The 16,131-nt window shown below is 41.4% G+C and carries 16 protein-coding genes; 3 read left to right on the forward strand and 13 right to left on the reverse strand.

Annotated elements, in window-relative coordinates:
* The first annotated feature begins 112 nt into the window (after positions 1 to 112).
* The 3 genes from H5183_RS16080 to H5183_RS21635 all read left to right on the forward strand — a co-directional run bounded on the left by H5183_RS16080 (position 113) and on the right by H5183_RS21635 (position 3,214).
* Positions 113 to 469: a YdcF family protein gene (locus H5183_RS16080; protein ID WP_182732178.1), complete on the forward strand. Its 357-nt coding sequence runs from the start codon at positions 113 to 115 to the stop codon at positions 467 to 469.
* 187 nt (positions 470 to 656) lie between these two features.
* A complete protein-coding gene (locus tag H5183_RS16085) occupies positions 657 to 2,321 on the forward strand; it encodes an esterase-like activity of phytase family protein (protein ID WP_257325537.1) in 1,665 nt (554 codons plus the stop codon).
* A gap of 623 nt (positions 2,322 to 2,944) precedes the next feature.
* The gene (locus H5183_RS21635) at positions 2,945 to 3,214 is read left to right on the forward strand and encodes a hypothetical protein (protein ID WP_220496341.1); all 270 of its coding nucleotides are present in this window, start codon (positions 2,945 to 2,947) and stop codon (positions 3,212 to 3,214) included.
* 155 nt (positions 3,215 to 3,369) lie between these two features.
* Here the strand turns inward: H5183_RS21635 and lipA are convergent, their stop codons facing one another.
* From lipA to leuS, 13 genes are all read right to left on the reverse strand, one after another.
* Positions 3,370 to 4,335 (reverse strand): lipoyl synthase, encoded by a 966-nt coding sequence (gene lipA, locus H5183_RS16095; RefSeq protein WP_145240533.1) that lies wholly within the window; start codon positions 4,333 to 4,335, stop codon positions 3,370 to 3,372.
* Positions 4,332 to 4,985: a lipoyl(octanoyl) transferase LipB gene (gene lipB / locus H5183_RS16100; protein WP_145240535.1), complete on the reverse strand. Its 654-nt coding sequence runs from the start codon at positions 4,983 to 4,985 to the stop codon at positions 4,332 to 4,334. Before lipB ends, lipA begins: the two co-directional genes overlap by 4 nt.
* A gap of 19 nt (positions 4,986 to 5,004) precedes the next feature.
* Positions 5,005 to 5,283: a DUF493 family protein YbeD gene (ybeD, locus tag H5183_RS16105; RefSeq protein WP_145240537.1), complete on the reverse strand. Its 279-nt coding sequence runs from the start codon at positions 5,281 to 5,283 to the stop codon at positions 5,005 to 5,007.
* 221 nt (positions 5,284 to 5,504) lie between these two features.
* Positions 5,505 to 6,665 (reverse strand): serine hydrolase, encoded by a 1,161-nt coding sequence (locus tag H5183_RS16110; protein ID WP_145240539.1) that lies wholly within the window; start codon positions 6,663 to 6,665, stop codon positions 5,505 to 5,507.
* Between the two features lie 54 nt (positions 6,666 to 6,719).
* The gene (locus tag H5183_RS16115; RefSeq protein WP_145240541.1) at positions 6,720 to 7,493 is read right to left on the reverse strand and encodes a septal ring lytic transglycosylase RlpA family protein; all 774 of its coding nucleotides are present in this window, start codon (positions 7,491 to 7,493) and stop codon (positions 6,720 to 6,722) included.
* Positions 7,493 to 8,599 (reverse strand): rod shape-determining protein RodA, encoded by a 1,107-nt coding sequence (gene rodA / locus H5183_RS16120; protein WP_145240543.1) that lies wholly within the window; start codon positions 8,597 to 8,599, stop codon positions 7,493 to 7,495. Before rodA ends, H5183_RS16115 begins: the two co-directional genes overlap by 1 nt.
* Positions 8,596 to 10,464, reverse strand: coding sequence for a penicillin-binding protein 2 (gene mrdA / locus H5183_RS16125; protein ID WP_145240545.1), 1,869 nt, complete (start codon positions 10,462 to 10,464; stop codon positions 8,596 to 8,598). Before mrdA ends, rodA begins: the two co-directional genes overlap by 4 nt.
* 9 nt (positions 10,465 to 10,473) lie before the next feature.
* On the reverse strand, positions 10,474 to 10,944 hold the full coding sequence (gene rlmH / locus H5183_RS16130; protein ID WP_145240546.1) for a 23S rRNA (pseudouridine(1915)-N(3))-methyltransferase RlmH: 471 nt from the start codon (positions 10,942 to 10,944) through the stop codon (positions 10,474 to 10,476).
* Between the two features lie 36 nt (positions 10,945 to 10,980).
* Complete coding sequence (rsfS, locus tag H5183_RS16135; RefSeq protein ID WP_145240548.1) at positions 10,981 to 11,298, reverse strand: ribosome silencing factor; 318 nt, start codon at positions 11,296 to 11,298, stop codon at positions 10,981 to 10,983.
* 53 nt (positions 11,299 to 11,351) lie between these two features.
* Entirely contained in the window at positions 11,352 to 11,987 is a 636-nt protein-coding gene (gene nadD / locus H5183_RS16140; protein ID WP_182732179.1) for a nicotinate-nucleotide adenylyltransferase, read from the reverse strand.
* Between the two features lie 16 nt (positions 11,988 to 12,003).
* Positions 12,004 to 13,041 (reverse strand): DNA polymerase III subunit delta, encoded by a 1,038-nt coding sequence (gene holA / locus H5183_RS16145; protein ID WP_145240552.1) that lies wholly within the window; start codon positions 13,039 to 13,041, stop codon positions 12,004 to 12,006.
* Positions 13,041 to 13,535 (reverse strand): LPS assembly lipoprotein LptE, encoded by a 495-nt coding sequence (gene lptE / locus H5183_RS16150; RefSeq protein WP_145240554.1) that lies wholly within the window; start codon positions 13,533 to 13,535, stop codon positions 13,041 to 13,043. Before lptE ends, holA begins: the two co-directional genes overlap by 1 nt.
* A 2-nt stretch (positions 13,536 to 13,537) precedes the next feature.
* Complete coding sequence (gene leuS / locus H5183_RS16155) at positions 13,538 to 16,126, reverse strand: leucine--tRNA ligase (protein ID WP_182732180.1); 2,589 nt, start codon at positions 16,124 to 16,126, stop codon at positions 13,538 to 13,540.
* Positions 16,127 to 16,131 lie beyond the last annotated feature (5 nt).

Consider the following 16,131-nt stretch of genomic DNA (forward strand, 5'->3'; position numbering starts at 1 on the left):
CGTTGGTCAGGAAAGTCTCGAAATTGGACAATGATCAATGAAGTAAATTTGAATCCAGAGAAAAAAGAAGAAGTGCGGGCGGCATAAAATTTAACTTGATGCGACAACTAACTTGAAAAACTCCGCTAACCACGCCCATGGTGAATATACTAAAAGTTACTTAATTGAACTTGGCATACCCGAATCTGCTTTTTTACCGGTGGCACTAAGCCGCTTTACCTTTGAGGATGCGTTACTCACTAAGCCAATACTTATAGCGGAACATATAACCGAAGCCATTTTAGTCAGTTCAGAATTTCATATTGCGCGAGTTCATTATGTATTTAGTCATGTGCAGCCTAATTTAGAGCTAACTCTGGTAACTGCTAAAACGCCATTGTCAGAGATTAAATTAGCGCAGTTGTATGCCCATGAACGTCAGGCAATGCAGCGTGAGGAAGCGAATGTGCTTAAGCTGCTCAGCGCTTAAATAAGTCCGTTAGTTACTTGTAATCGATTGAAGAGCCTCTTTATTTGATGTTTATTCATAATCAACTATGAATTTGTCATGCAAGTTTCATTGAAAGTTCAAGTTAGTAATTATTAGGCATTAATTGCTGTCATTTTTACTGCTTACTATGACCACTCTAATTATAAAAAGTATAAATGGAGTTGTTGTGAAAAAATTTAAACTAAACCTATCGTTCGTTTTAGTAACAGTATTACTAGGCGCATGTAGTGATGGTAAAGACGGTGCTAATGGGACAGATGGCACGAATGGTAATGGCGGTATAGACGGTGCTGTTGGATTAAACAGCTTAGTTATGCAAACAGAGTTGAATATGGGCGATAGCAACTGTTGGATGGGCGGCATAAAAATTGATTCGGGTTTGGATGCCGACCGCAATGGTGCTTTAGCCACAACAGAGGTTACAAGTACGTCCTTTCTTTGTAACCCTGATAATTTTGGGACTACCGGTGAGCGTCTATCTTATACCGTAATGCGCAACGAACTAGAAAATTATTATTACCCAGGATCTACTTTTGAGGTACGCAATGGTGGTTACGGCTCTGATATGGATGGTCACCCGATGAATACGACACAATTTTATGCTTTAACTGATCGTGGTCCTAATTCTAATTATCGAACCTCTCAAGAGGGCGCACCTCACGGTAATGGTAAGAAGTTCCCAACACCTGACTACACGCCGCGTATTGGTTTATTTGCAGTTCAGTCAACGGGTGATATCGCTAAGATTAAAGATATTTTGCTCAAAGATCGTGATGGTAACAATATTAGTGGCCTACCAAATTCAGCTGCATTAGGTGGAACAGGTGAAGTACCGTATACGACTGATGGCGAAGTTATTCGCGCAGATATGACGCAGCCGTATGACGAAGTTACTAACCCTGCAGTTTATGATGATTATGGTTTGGATGCCGAAGGTTTAGCTGCTTTAAAAGATGGTACTTTCTGGGTTAGCGATGAGTATGGTCCACACATGGTGCATTATGATGCTAACGGTAAAGAAATTGGCCGTATTAATGCATTTACCGCAGACATACGTACAGATGCTATTAATACTGATTACGGTTTGAAGATTAACTTACCAGCAGAGTTTGCTAATCGATGGGCTAACCGTGGTATGGAGGGGTTAGCGATCACACCTGATCAGAAAACATTAGTCGGCATTATGCAATCAAGCTTGGATAATCCGAGTAAAAACCGTACAGATTTAACTCGTATTGTCACTGTTGATTTAGAAACTGGCAATATTTCGCAATATTTGTATCGACAGGTTAAAGGGTCGAATTCTAACTCAGCAATTAAAGCGCTTAGCAACACGAGCTTCTTAGTACTTGAACGTGACGGTGCTTTTTATAACAAAGGTGATGAGACAGCACAAAAGCATGTTTATAAGATTGATATCAGCGGTGCGACCGATTTAGAAGCAGTTGCAGCAATGGGGGATATTGAACAAAATAGCAATTTAGGTTTAATCATTGCAGGTAAAACAATAGAGCAAGTTATAAATGATGCAGTTGATTATGATGCAGGTTGGGCTGAACTAGCTGCAAAGAATATCTTACCAGTGACAAAAAGCACATCGCCAGTTGTTGATATGGTTAACGAAGTTTCTTACCCACATGACAAGATGGAAGGTTTATGGCTTATCGATAATACGCGTTTGGGGGTGATTAATGATGATGACTTTGCTACTTGGTCTGAAGCCACTATTGGAGGGCCGTTAGGGCAAAAGTATTTAGATACTAATAATACTGTCGTTGATGGTAATACCTTGTATATAGTTGATGGTCTGGATTTATCACCTATTCAATAATCATAATGAATTCAAGCCGATTCACGTCGGCTTTTTTTATTACAATTTATAAAGGTTAGTGATGAAACATAAAAGCGAATTTGTCAGTGGTTTGTCATTATTATTAATTTGTAGCGCTGTTAGTGCCGATAATCCTGATGTGATTTCTCGATAGTATAAGGGTTTACTCGAGCCTAGCAAACTCACTTATAGTAATGAGTCGGCTAACGTAGACAGTTATTTTAGTGCATTTAAAGCCATAGTAGAGACGGCAATCTTACGATGTAAATGGCTCATTATCACTTGATAAGAACCGTACAGTTAAGTTTTTCGATACTCTAGGTAGCTGTCAGCTGCAAAATTTAGGTTATTCGTTTCGTGAACGAATCGAAAATGGTAATTCAGAAGTGACATTGAAATTTCGCAGTCGGGATCGCTATACCGCTAATTTCGAAGATTTATCATCAGCGACTAACGGCACCAAGACTAAGCTAGAGGCTGACTGAGGAATAACCAATTCTGATTACCAAGTAGTTTATAGTCATTCAACTAAAGCACCAAATACTCGTAAAATCAATGGCTTTAAAGATATAAATACGCATGACTCTGGCTTTGAATTAGAGTTTAGTTTTAATGATAATTTGATGCTGGCACAAGTCGGCAACTTAACTATTTACGAGCGTGTTTATAAAGGAGCACAAATTGACTTAGGCTCAATTGATGCACAAGTCAGTGTAACACTATGGTACAGCGGTATTCCCTCGGCTGGTCAACAGCTAATCATCGCGCAGCCATCGTTTAAATATGAAGACTTCATGGCTAATTATACGCAAAAAGTAGTGCAACGAGCTTTGATTGCGTTCGATGGTATGAATAGTTTAAGTAGTTGGAACCTCACAGGGGGGGCTGACTAAATCACAAGCCGTTTATCAATATAATCCTAGCTTTAGTAATTAAAGACATGCGAGATGAGTGTCGGTATCGATATAAATTGCACGTGATTAAGAAAACAAAAAGCCGTTAGTGATTTAATCCATTACTAACGGCTTTTTCAATTCTGTAAAAATGATTACTTCACTTCTTTACCCGCAGCTTGTTGATCAGCATGGTAGCTTGAACGAACAAATGGACCTGATGCGGCATGAGTAAAGCCAATTTCATCAGCGTACTCTTTAAGCGCGTCAAACTCTGCTGGTGGCACGTAGCGTTTTACAGGTAAGTGATGCTTTGATGGCTGTAGGTATTGGCCAACCGTTAGCATATCGACATTATGCGCGCGTAAATCACGCAGTACTTCTTCGATTTCGCTAATTTCTTCGCCAAGACCAACCATTAGGCCTGATTTAGTTTTCACTTCAGGGTGTGCTTCTTTAAAGCGACGCAGTAATTCTAATGACCATTTGTAGTCAGCACCTGGACGCGCAAGTTTATATAAACGCGGTGCAGTTTCAAGGTTATGATTGAATACATCTGGTGGCGTTTCTATTAAGATTTCAAGCGCTCGGTCCATGCGACCACGAAAATCAGGCACTAAAATTTCGATGGTGATTTTTGGGTTATACTTGCGAATTTCACGAATACAATCAGCAAAATGTTGTGCGCCGCCATCACGTAAATCATCACGATCCACAGAGGTGATCACCACATAGCTTAACTTCATATCGCGAATAGTAAGAGCCAACTTTTCAGGCTCTGCGGCGTCTGGTGTTAACGGACGGCCATGGGCAACATCACAAAATGGGCAACGACGAGTACAAATTGCGCCTAAAATCATAAAAGTTGCTGTACCGTGATTAAAGCATTCTGATAAGTTAGGGCAAGAGGCTTCTTCACACACTGAATGCAGTCCGTGCTTACGCATGGCTTGTTTAATGCCGTCGATCCGCTCGGTTGATTTAGGTAAGCGAATTTTTAGCCACTCTGGCTTGCGTAACATTTCGTTTTTTTCAGTGGGTAATACTTTTACTGGGATCAACGCCATTTTTTCAGCGTCGCGTAGTTTTACCCCTGGTTCCATCTTGACTGGTTTATTCATTCGTTTTCAAACCCTTCAGTATACTTAACCTGTGTCGCATTAAGTTTTTTAATCATATGTTTTACGAGACCAGCACCTGCTTGCGCAAGGTTTTCTGGGCCGTTCAAGTCGGTTGTTTGCACCATGTTCATACCGGCGTAACCACATGGGTTGATACGTAAAAACGGACTCATGTCCATGTTTACATTCAATGCTAGACCATGAAAAGAGCAGCCACGGCGAACACGAAGTCCTAATGATGCTATTTTGCTATCGTTAACATAAACCCCTGGGGCATCTGCTTTTGCGTAGGCTTTAATACCGTAATCATTGAGTGTATCGATAATACACTCTTCAAGCCATGTGACCAATTCTCGTACGCCAATTTTCAAGCGACGTAAGTTAAATAATACGTACATCATTTGCTGGCCCGGTCCGTGATAGGTTACTTGACCACCTCGGTCAACCTTGATCACTTCTATGTCACCAGGGGCAAGTAGGTGTTCATCTTTACCTGCTTGGCCTTGCGTGAATACTGGCTCATGTTCAACGAGCCATATTTCATCCGCATCATGCTCAGTTCGAACATCAGTATAGTTTTGCATTTGTTGCCAAATTGGCATGTAACGCTGTTTACCAAGTTGACGGACGATTAAGGTATTTTCGCTCACAGCTTACTCCGCTTAGCGTTTAAAGCATGTGTCGTACGTCATCAATCGCACTTATCACGTTATAAATTTCTTCAATATGAGTGCCGCTGGTCACGGTAACGACTAAGCTAACTGACTCATAATTACCTTTGCTGCTAGGTTTAACTTTTGGCGCGTAATCGCCAGGGGCAATAGGTTGTAACTTAGTTAGAATTTGGTCAGTTAAGTTGACGTTTGCCAACCCCATTACTCTAAATGTAAAAGGGCAAGGGTATTCTAAATATTCATCAAATTTAGTATTTTTTACCGGTGTAGCCACGACGTTGACTCCTCATACTTATGTGCGTTTAGTACTATTTTACTAAACAATAAACCGATTAGATAACCTGTTCTCGACCTTTATAGCAATTGAATTAATCGCTTACGTAAGACAATTGGTATTCTGGTTATTTGCGGGTTAGATATGGGGCGCATTCTACCATCTTTAAAGCAAAAAAAAACGCCTTGCTTTGCAAGGCGCTTATATTATTTGGTAGCGTTTTACATTATTTGTAAACGTAGGTAATCATAAATTTTACTAAAGAAGCTACCTTCTTCAACTTCTTCAAGCGTTACCAGAGGATACTGAGCAATTACTTCGCCTTCAAGTTGTAAAGATAAAGTACCTACGGTAGAGCCTTTCGCTAATGGCGCCTCTAAAACTTTATCAAGTTTAAAGTCGGCTTTTAAATTTTTACGTTGGCCACGCGGAATAGTGATCGGCGTATCAACTAAAATGCCTAACGATACATTTTCTTTGTTACCCATCCAAATACGTTGCTCGGCAAAACTGTCGCCGGCTTTGTAAGGTGTGATTGTTTCAAAAAAACGAAAACCATAGTTAAGTAATTTTTTACTTTCTACTTTACGTGCACGTTCACTCGAAGTACCCATAACCACGGCGATTAAACGCATATCATCTTTAGTCGCTGAACTTACTAAGCTGTAACCGGCTTCCGATGTATGACCGGTTTTTATACCATCAACGTTTAAGCTTTCATCCCATAACAGTGAGTTACGGTTGTATTGCTTAATGCCGTTAAAAGTAAATGATTTTTGTGCGTAAACTGCATACTCGTCAGGCACATCACGAATAAGTGCTGCACCTAAGGTGGCCATATCTCGAGGGGTTGTGAAGTGTTCGTTGGTATCTAAGCCATGGCTGTTAATGAAGTGGCTGTTACTCATACCTAATTTCTCAGCATGGGCATTCATTAAGTCTGCAAATGCGCTTTCGCTACCGGCAATATGTTCTGCCATAGCCACACAGGCATCATTACCTGATTGAATAATTATACCGTGGTTTAAATCATCGACAGTGACCTGCTTACCGACTTCGATAAACATTTTTGATGATTCAGGAAAGTTTTTAGCCCACGCTTTTTCGCTCACTGTGACCATATCGGTTGGGGCAATGTTACCCGCTTTGATTTCGGTACCAATGACATAGCTGGTCATCATTTTAGTTAAACTGGCAGGTGCTAGGCGAGTATCAGGTTCACCTTCAGCTATAATTTTACCTGTAGTAAAATCAACAAGAAAATAACCTTTTGCATTAACTTGAGGTGGGGCTGGGATGATTTGGGCGGTCGCAGAAAAAACGGCAGCAGAGCAAACAACGCTACACACACCGCTAATAATTTTGGATTTAATAGATTTCATCATACTCATTAATGGTTAAAGTTAAAGATTCGCGTTTACCTCATTCTAAAGGTGTTATTCACTATAAAGCAAGAACGCGTTTTGAAATTGATCCTGTTTTAATTTTTCAAGTACTTGCTGAGCTTGCTCAGCATTTTTAATTGGCCCTAAACGCAGCCTATAAATAGCATCTTTTTCCACAATATTAGTGGGTAATTGATATTGCTGGCGTAGGGTGTACGCTAATGCTTCAATATTTTCTAAGGTACTGCCTGCAGCGACTTGAATATAACTCAAACGCGCAGTCGAATCAGGCATTGTGATAGCCTCAAGCTTAACCTTGGCTGTACCATGATGATAGTAACCAAGTTTATACGCTGCTGCATAGGATAAATCGATTAAGCGGTCATCATGAAATGGGCCACGATCATTTACACGGACAATCACAGACTTGCCATTACTGGTGTTGGTTACTTTTACAAAGCTTGGTAAGGGTAACGTTTTATGAGCGGCAGTCATCGCGAACATATCATATATTTCGCCATTTGAGGTGTGGTAACCATGAAATTTGCGCCCATACCATGAGGCGATACCTTCTTCGCTATAGCCAGTTTCATCCAGCATCGGAGTATAGTTTTTGCCATTAACGGTGTAAGCGCGGCCAGCACTGGCACTTTTGGTAACTTTAGTGACTATGGCATCTTGCATTTCTAATTCAGTTGGCGCGCGAAGTGGTGCAGAATCATGGCGCATACTATACCGGTCACTGTGATTTATGCCTGAGGAACTACAAGCGCTTAAAACAATCATTAACCATGAACAACTGAACAACTTTAGACAGTAACGCATTACTTTAATAGCATCCTTTTATCAGTTGCGATAGACATAATAATGCCAAATCCAGCCATTAAGGTAACCATCGATGTACCGCCATAACTTATTAATGGCAATGGTACACCCACTACAGGCAGTAACCCTGATACCATGCCAATATTTACAAATACATAAACAAAAAAAGTCAGGGTCAGTGCACCTGCCAGTAATTTACCAAATGCATCTTGGGCATTAACCGCGATATATAAACCGCGACCAATGATGAATAGATACATGCATAATAAAACACATACACCAAAAAGACCAAACTCCTCACTAAGTACAGAGAAGATAAAATCAGTATGGCGTTCGGGTAAAAATTCTAATTGTGATTGGGTGCCTTGCAACCAACCTTTACCTTCAATACCACCGGAGCCAATTGCTATTTTTGATTGAATAATATGGTAACCAGAGCCAAGAGGATCGCTTTCTGGATTGAACAAAGTTAGTACCCGCTGTTTTTGATAGTCATGCATACCGTAATGCCAAAAAGGCCACGCAGCTAAAGCAACCAAAGCGCTCAAAAAGCCGATTAATCGCCAGCTTAGACCAGACAAAAATAATACAAATATCCCTGAACTGGCGATTAAGATAGATGTGCCTAAGTCGGGCTGCTCTTTGATCAGGAGTGTGGGAACCATAACAATGGTAAAACCAACAACTAAGTGTAGTGCTCTAGGCGGTAAATGATTACGGCCAATATACCAAGCCACCATCATAGGCACGGCTATTTTCATTAATTCAGCAGGTTGAAAACGGGTAATACCTAAATCTAACCAGCGCTGAGCGCCTTTGGAGCTGACGCCAAATAACAGCACCGCAACTAGCATCAGTAATCCAGCACAATATAAAGGAATAACTAAACGCTTTAAGGTCGCTGGTGAAAATTGCGCCAAAATAAGCATGCCTAAAATTGCGCCGCCCATCCTGGTAATATGGCGGATCATCATTGCCGGGTCTTGACCACTGGCGCTATAAACAACGGTTACACTGCCTGCCATCATTAATAGCAATGCCAGTAGTAGCGGCAAGTCAAGATGCATACGCACCCAGATTGAACGACCATCATGTAGAGTAGTCATGGTGTGTTATTCCTGGCAAGATTAACGGGATTTGCAGCAAAGTAGTAATCCATTAGTTGGCGAGCAATTTGCACACCGCCATGATTGTTTTCTAGAACAACAGAAACAACGATTCTGGGATCCTCATAAGGTGCAAAGCCTACATAGATAGTGTTATCACGTTGACGCTCTTTGAGGGATTTTGCATCGTAGCGTTCACCTTGAGCAATACTGACTATTTGTGCGGTGCCTGTTTTACCTGCTGAATCGTAATTTGTTCCTTTAAATGCTTTGTGAGCGGTACCAGAGGCTTTTTGTACTGTGTTGTGCATAGCATCTAAAGCGATTTGCCAATGGTGAGGTTCTTTTAAAAAAATCGGGGGTTTTTCTTCATTATTGATTTGTGTAACTTCATCGTCTTTTTTCACAACTTGTACTAAGTGTGGTGGGTGGTTAATTCCACGGTTCACTAATATATTCATCGCGTTTGCGATTTGTAGGGGGGTTGCGGTCCAATAACCTTGGCCAATGCCAACTGAGATTGTATCGCCACGCCACCATGATTCTTTAAAACGGCCTTCTTTCCATTCTTTTGAGGGCAAAATAGCCGTGGTTTCTTCATGAATATCAATGCCGGTTAAATCACCGTAGCCAAACTGTGCCATAAAATCACTGATTTTTGTGATCCCTAATCGATAAGAGACATCATAAAAGTAGGTATCGCACGACTCTTCAATGGCTTTGTAAACATCAACATGACCATGGCCCCAACGTTTCCAATCTCGCCATTTATGATCAACATTCGGAATTTGAAAGAAGCCAGGATCCCACATTGACGTTTGCTCGGTAACGAGACCTTCTTCAAGAGCAAGAACTGCCATGTGAGGTTTTACCGTCGATGCTGGTGCATAACGTCCTTGTGTGGTTCTATTTATAAGAGGTCGGTCAGGGTTTAATAGGGCTTTATAGTTTTTACTGCTAATACCGTGAACAAATAAGTTCGGATCATAACTGGGATTAGAATACAGCGCTAACACGCCACCGTCTTTAGCGTCCATGACGACTACAGCGCCACGCATATCTTTAAGTGCATGTTGGGCAATCTGCTGCAAGCCAACATCAAGGGTGAGCACTAAATCATTACCTGGTTGCGGAGGAGTCATGCTTAAGGTACGAATGACACGACCACGATTATTGACTTCAACCCGCTGCGAGCCTACTTGGCCATGCAGCAGTTGTTCATAATATTTCTCAATACCGAGTTTACCAATATCATGGGTTGCACGGTAATTAGTACCTTGCTCTTGTGATTCGAGCTGAGCCAGTTCTTTTTTATTGAGTTTAGCGACGTAACCTAACGCATGAGTTAGGGTGTCTGCAAACGGGTAGTAGCGTGCCAAACGTGCTTCGATACTAAACCCAGGGAATTTATACTGATTAACTGAAAAGCGCGCTACTTCTTGTTCGTTTAAACGTGCTTTTAATACTTGGCTCTTAAAGCGACGGTTATGCTTTATATCATCAAGAAAATCGTTTTTTTGTTGCTCTGAGATATCAATAAATTGTGTCAGTGCTGATAGTGATGCATCAAGATCGTCAACTTCTTCAGGAATGACTTCTAAATTATAAACCGGTTTATTTTCAGCAAGCAACACACCATTGCGGTCATAAATAAGGCCTCGGTTAGGAGCAATAGGAATAACTTTAATGCGATTGTCGTTAGAACGTGTTTGATAATCTTGGTGATCATCAACTTGAATGGTATATAAATTGGAAAGTAAAACCGCGACTAAAATAGTAACAAATACAAACCCCACAAAGGCGCGACGAGCAAATAGGTTAGCTTCTGCTGAGTGGTCTCTAATTGTGGGTCTGTGTTTGCGCATGAGTAAATGTTACTCGCGATGATACGGGTGGTTATTGTTTAAGCTCCAGCCTCTATATAGACTTTCAGCAACAATAATACGCACCAATGGATGTGGTAGGGTCAAATTTGATAATGACCATTTTTGCTCTGAGGCAGCAATACATTCTGGTGCTAAGCCTTCAGGGCCGCCAATTAGCAAACTTACATCGCGGCCATCCAGTTGCCACTTCTCCATGTCTTTTGCTAATTGGTGAGTATCAAGCGCTTTGCCTGTTACCTCAAGCGTAACAATACGATTGCCTTTAGGGATAGCGGCTAAGGTTTTTTCGCCTTCAATATGCAAAATACGTTTAATATCTGCATTTTTACCACGTTTACCTGCGGGAATTTCAATTAACTCCAGCGCCATATCTTTTGGAAAGCGGCGCTGATATTGTGCAAAACCCGTTTCTACCCACGCTGGCATTTTGGTGCCAACGGCAATCATCTGTATTTTCACGTGTTACATCCAAGCTCTAGTAAAATTAGTGAGCAATTAGCTCCATAGTTTTTCGAGGTCGTAATAGCTACGTGCTTGATCTTGCATTACGTGTACGATTACATCGCCTAAATCAACCAGTGCCCATTCACCATCGCTTTGGCCTTCATAACCTAGAGGCTCTTGACCTGCGTGACGAGCTTCTTTTGCTAAATGATCAGCAATTGACAATACATGACGTTTCGAAGTACCAGAGCACACGACCATAAAATCGGTGATGTCTGAGCTTGCACTTACATCAATATTAACCACATCACGTGCTTTCATATCGTCAATTTTGTCTATTGCAAAGGCGAGTAGTTGTTTCGTATCCAAGGTGTTATCTCATTTAAAAGTGAATAGCTGTTATTTTATCACGCAACTGGTATTTATTCATCACTTAGATAAAGTTGCTGTGATTGAATATACTGACTCACGCCAGTAGGAAGAAGTTCATTGTAATCTATGGCATTTTTAATCGCCTTGCGAATATCGCTTGAGGCAATAGCCATTTCTTCGCCAGCTAAAAAATATAATTTTCCACCAGCTTGCGTTGTAAGCTCTGCGCTATTACTACATTCTGCGGCTTGTTGGTATGCGAGTAACTCGCCATGGGCAGTGCATTTTAGGCCCGGGCGTTGAAATACCACAATATGACAAAGCTGAGTAATTGTTTGCCACTCAAACCATTTATCTAAGTTATTAAACGAATCCATGCCAATTAAAAATAATAATGGTTGATCTGGAAATTGTATGCGGATCTCTTGCAGGCTTAATAATGAATATGACGGGCCACTGCGATTGAGTTCGCGTAAATCGAGTTGAAAATATGGGTAAGGTGCAATCGCTGCATTGAGCATTGCGATGCGATGCTGCGTACTTATCCCAGGTGCAGTCTTATGAGCTGGAATAGCACAAGGCATAAAGTATAAAGTCGCTAAATTAAAGTGTTTTACACAGTGCTTCGCCATATTTATATGGCCTAAGTGAACAGGGTCGAAGGTGCCACCAAACAGTGCAATCATTATAAACGCCTAATAATTAGTTAAGTGGGTGCGCAGGCAGTGGGATCACCAATGGCTGACAAAACACCAAACAAATATGTGCCAAAGCCTGATAAGGCTTGATTAAATTACCTTGTTTATAGCTGGCATCAAATTGTGCGAGCAACTGGGTGATTTGCTCTAAAGTATGTATCGACAAACGATTAAGTGCTTGTTGAATCGGCCCTTGCTGATTTTTCCAGATGGCTTTTTGTTTAAATAGCGTTGCCAGTTGTTCACCTTGTTGTAAGCCTAATTGTAGGCTTAGTAAGGTATTTGCTTCTTTAGTAATGGTCCATAAGATACTCACAGCTTCAGTGTTATCGCCAGCGAGTTTATTTAATACTTTAATTGCTTGGCGACTATTACCTTGTAGCAGTGCATCACTTAAATCAAAAATATCAAACTTGGCTTGATTAAGTAGGCCTTGTAAAACCTGCTGTTGATCGATCATAGCAGTGCCATGCAATAACGACAGCTTTTCGAGCTCTTGAAAACACGCTAACAAATTACCTTCAGTAGCATCAATTAGGGTGCGTTTGGCATCTGCTTGCATATTGATTTTTAAGCGCTGGCACTGCTCATCAAGCCAACGGCTTAAATGATTGCCGGTCAGGGGGTAGCAGGGTACAAATACGCCCAGTTTATCTAACGACTTAAACCAAGCACTGCGCTGAATATCTTGACTGGCCTTGGCCCCTTTTACAATAAGTACGGTGTCGGGGTTGTTTAGTGCTACGAGCTGTTTAAACGTTTGGCTACCAACAATACCTGGCTTTTGAAAATTAAGGTCTAGCTCGATTAAAGTACGAGCACTAAATAACGACATACTTTGATATTGCGCTATTAGCTCTTGCCAATCAAAACCGGGCATTAAGGTAAATTTAACAACCTCATCAAAACCTTGCTGTTTCGCAATCTGACGAATTTGTTGAGCGCATTGTGCTACTTGAAAGGGTTCTTCACCAAATACTAAATAAAAAGGCTGTAAGCCTTTTTTTAATTCATTGGGTAATTGATTCGCATAACAGCGCATTATAGTTGCGACAGCTCTCTAACAATACGACGACTAGCTTGCATGCGAATTTCATTCAGTAGCAACTCTAACTCTTTTGCTTTTGCTAAAGCGTTATCTGGGTCGTCTTGATAATTACGATAAAGCTCAAAACGTTGTTCAATTGCTTCTTTGCCTGGGCGCTTGAGTAAGTAGCGAACACTATAAGCTAACTCGTACTCGGCAACCTGACCATTTTTAAATAATGATAAGGTTTGGCGTTCAAGACGATCTTTATATAAATACAGCTGAGCGACGTTTTTCTTAGGCGTGTCGAGTAACTCAACTTTGCTCAATGTGAGTTCTTTGCCAAGCATCGCAAATAACGCTGATTTTTCATCATCACCGTTTAAAGTTAAGGTGGCCAAGTCATCAGGCAGACTTGAGGCTTTTTTAAGGTGAAAGCCGCAGCTAGATAACAAAAAACAGACTAGCGCTAAGGCTAGTCCGTTTTTAATGGCATGAATAGCAGCCATAATTAGTTAGCAACCACGTTAAGTAGTTTACCAGGTACGTAAATAACCTTACGGATTGTTACGCCATCAGTGAACTTAGATACGTTAGGTTCAGCAAATGCTAGTGCTTCTACTTGCTCTTTAGTAGCATCAGCTGGCACCGTTAATTTTGCGCGTAGTTTACCGTTAACTTGCACGATGATCAGTTTTTCATCTTCAACAAGGGCAGACTCATCAACCACGGGCCAAGACGCATCTAAAATATCGCCTTCTTTACCCAGTTCTTGCCACAATTGATGTGACAAATGCGGCGTAATTGGTGCAAGCATAATTAACAGCGCTTCAAGCGCTTCGTTGGCAATCGCTACATCTTGTTTGTCAGCTAAAGGTGCTTTTAACAATTTGTTTGAGATTTCCATGATTGCCGCAATGGCAGTGTTGAATGTTTGACGACGTTCAACATCATCAGTCACTTTTGCAATTGCTTTGTGCAGCTCACGACGAAGCACTTTTTGCTCGTTGTTTAATGCTGATTTGTCTAATGCTTGGAAACCAACAGTGTTCACATCAACCGCATATTTCCATACACGTTTAATGAAACGATGTGCCCCTTCAACACCTGAATCAGACCATTCAAGCGTTTGCTCTGGCGGTGCGGTAAACATCATAAATAAACGTACCGTATCAGCGCCGTATTGAGCGATAACTTGTTGCGGGTCGATACCGTTATTTTTTGATTTAGACATTTTGCTCATGCCTGATGAGAATACTGGCTCGCCGTCAACTTTATGCCATGCTTTAGTCACGCGGCCTTTGTCGTCTGTTTCAGTATTTACATCACTAGGGGAAATCCAAATGTCGCCACCTTTTTCATCTTTACGATAAAATGTTTCGGCAAGTACCATGCCTTGGCATAATAAGCGGTCAAATGGCTCATCTGAATTAACTAAGCCAAAATCACGTAATAATTTATGGAAAAAGCGCGAATACAATAAATGTAAAATAGCGTGCTCAATACCACCAATGTATTGGTTTACTGGTAACCAGTAGTTTGCCGCAGCTGGATCTAGCATACCTTTGTCATGGCGTGGACTACAGTAACGTGCGTAGTACCAAGATGATTCCATAAACGTATCAAAAGTGTCAGTTTCATGAAACGCAGGTGCGCCATTAACTGTGGTTTTAGCCCATTGTGGATCTGCTTTGATTGGCGATGTTACACCGTTCATTACCACGTCTTCTGGTAAGCGCACCGGCAGCATATCTTCAGTCGCAGCAAGTTCGTTACCGTTTTCATCGCTTAACATTGGGATTGGTGAACCCCAATAACGCTGACGGCTAACACCCCAATCACGTAAACGGAAGTTTACTTTACGCTCACCAACACCCAGTGCTTCAAGTTTGTCAGCAATAGCCTTAAATGCGCCATCAAAATCAAGGCCATCAAATTCAGCTGAATTTACCAGCACACCTTTTTCAGTGAATGCCGCTTCATTTAGGTTTACTTCAAGATCTGAACCTGCGACAGGTGCAATGACTTGTTTGACGTCTAAACCGTAAGCGGTAGCAAATTCAAAGTCCCGTTGGTCGTGCGCGGGTACGGCCATTACAGCACCTGAGCCATAATGCATTAATACAAAGTTGGCAACCCAAATTGGTACTTGCTCACCGGTAAGTGGGTGAGTAGCAAAAAAGCCCGTTGCGATGCCTTTTTTCTCCATCGTCGCCATATCAGCTTCAGCTACTTTGGTGTTTTTGCATTCATCAACAAAGCGTGCCACAGCGTCGCTATTTTTAGCTGCTTCTTGTGCGATAGGGTGTCCGCCTGCAACAGCAACATAAGTCACACCCATAAAGGTATCAGGGCGAGTGGTATAAACGCTGAATGTTTCGTTGTTATCGGTGCGTTTAAACTCAATATCTAACCCTTCAGAGCGACCAATCCAGTTGCGCTGCATGGTTTTAACTTGCTCTGGCCAATCTTCTAACTTGTCTAAGTCGTCAAGTAGCTCTTGCGCGTAGTCAGTGATTTTAATAAACCACTGTGGAATTTCTTTTTGTTCAACTACAGCACCTGAACGCCAACCGCGACCATCAATAACTTGCTCGTTAGCAAGTACTGTTTGGTCTACTGGATCCCAGTTTACCGTTGACATTTTTTTGTACACTAGGCCTTTTTCGTAAAGCTTAGTGAAGAACCACTGTTCCCATTTGTAATATTCTGGATGGCAAGTTGCGATCTCACGATCCCAGTCATAACCAAAACCTAATTGCTTAAGTTGGGTACGCATGTAATCGATGTTCTCGTAGGTCCATTTTGCTGGCGCAGTTTTATTTTTAATTGCCGCATTTTCAGCCGGTAGACCAAACGCGTCCCAACCCATAGGTTGCATTACGTTTTTGCCTTGCAAGCGTTGGAAACGAGAAACAACATCACCAATCGTGTAGTTACGCACATGACCCATGTGGAGTCGGCCGCTTGGGTAAGGGAACATAGAAAGGCAATAATACTTTTCTTTGCTCTCGTCTTCAGTGGCTTTAAATACTTGGTTTTCTTCCCAGTAGGCTTGGACTTTTGACTCTATGTCTTGCGGGTTATATTGCTCTTGCATCTACG

The organism is Pseudoalteromonas sp. SR44-8 (assembly GCF_014163635.1).
Classification (GTDB): domain Bacteria; phylum Pseudomonadota; class Gammaproteobacteria; order Enterobacterales; family Alteromonadaceae; genus Pseudoalteromonas; species Pseudoalteromonas rhizosphaerae.